The organism is Streptomyces echinoruber (assembly GCF_014651135.1).
In the GTDB taxonomy this organism is placed as follows: domain Bacteria; phylum Actinomycetota; class Actinomycetes; order Streptomycetales; family Streptomycetaceae; genus Streptomyces; species Streptomyces echinoruber.
The window spans coordinates 1-1,143 of the sequence record NZ_BMWH01000090.1 but is presented as its reverse complement, the minus strand read 5'-3'; the positions used below and the strand labels follow the sequence as shown (position 1 = coordinate 1,143).

Here is a 1,143-nt window from a genome sequence, read left to right as displayed (position 1 = left end):
GTAGCTTCTCGCGGGTGGTCGCCCGCTCGGCGTACACGATGCTACGCAGGGTTGACCGGGCGATGGGGTGGTTGCGGATGAGCTGGGGAGCGATGCGTTCGGCCGTCTCCAGTTCCTTGAGTGCCTTGTCGCGGTTTCCGTCCCACAGCCAGGCGCGCGCTATGTCCATGTGGTAGTGCCCGCGCCGGGAGTTGGGCAGGGTCTCGATCACGTGTGGCTGCACGTGCCGGTTCATGCCCAGTGCGCGGCCTTGCTCGTGCATCTCCAGTGCGACGCTGATTGCGTGGATCTGCACGTTGCCTGGTGAGAACGTCAGGCTGTGCCGGTCGTAGATCGGGGGGCCTGCGTACTGCGCTACTCGGGTGGACGCGTCCCATGCGTACCTGATCCGGTCGCGCACTTCGGCGCGGCGTCCGGCTCGGGCGGCGGAGACAGCGGCACGGAGTTGGAGCGATCCCCAGGCGCGGATGGCGAGCTGGTCGCCGTGGTCGTACTCCTGCTGCACGCTGCGAATGGCCTTGTCCGACAGGGCCATTGCGTCGTCCCAGTCCGCGGTGGCCCACATGTCCCATACGCGCATCCAGTCGGCGACGGCCGGCATGACGGGGTCACCGGAGAGGCGGGCCGACCATGCGGCCCGCTCGCAGGCCATCGCGATCAGCTCGGGGTGTCCGAGGGCGTGCGCGGCGGTGTGGGCGAACTTGCAGCACACGGCATAGATGGCGTACGCCTCTTCGCGCTCGTGCCCGGTTGAGACTTCCGCGAGGGCGCGGGCCTCGCGGAACAGGTCGGGAAGTACCTGCATGATCGCGACGTTGGCTGCGGCGTCCCGTAGGCGGTGCAGGCGGGTGGTTTCCTGCCAGAGCTGGGAGGCAGGGCGGGGGGTGCCGTCGAAGACGGGGGCGAGGTCGTAGCGGCGCAGCTCGCGCATGATGGCTGCGGCGGACACCTGCCATTGGTTCTCGGCCGGTGAACTGTTGTACGGGCGGCCGATCAGGTCGTTGGGGTGTACGTGCAGCTCGGAGGCAATCAGGTTGAGCAGGCCGACGCGGTCCAGCTCGATGTGTCCGCGCTCCATCTTGGACACCCAACCCTGGGTCTTGCCCAGGGCGGCGGCGAGGTCGGCCTGTGTCATGCCGAGGC

The 1,143-nt window shown here is 68.5% G+C and carries 1 protein-coding gene; it reads right to left on the bottom strand.

What is annotated here, in order from left to right; translation table 11 throughout:
• A partial coding sequence (locus tag IE225_RS32665; RefSeq protein ID WP_190061285.1) for a helix-turn-helix domain-containing protein occupies nt 1–1,143 on the bottom strand: 1,143 nt, incomplete at both ends.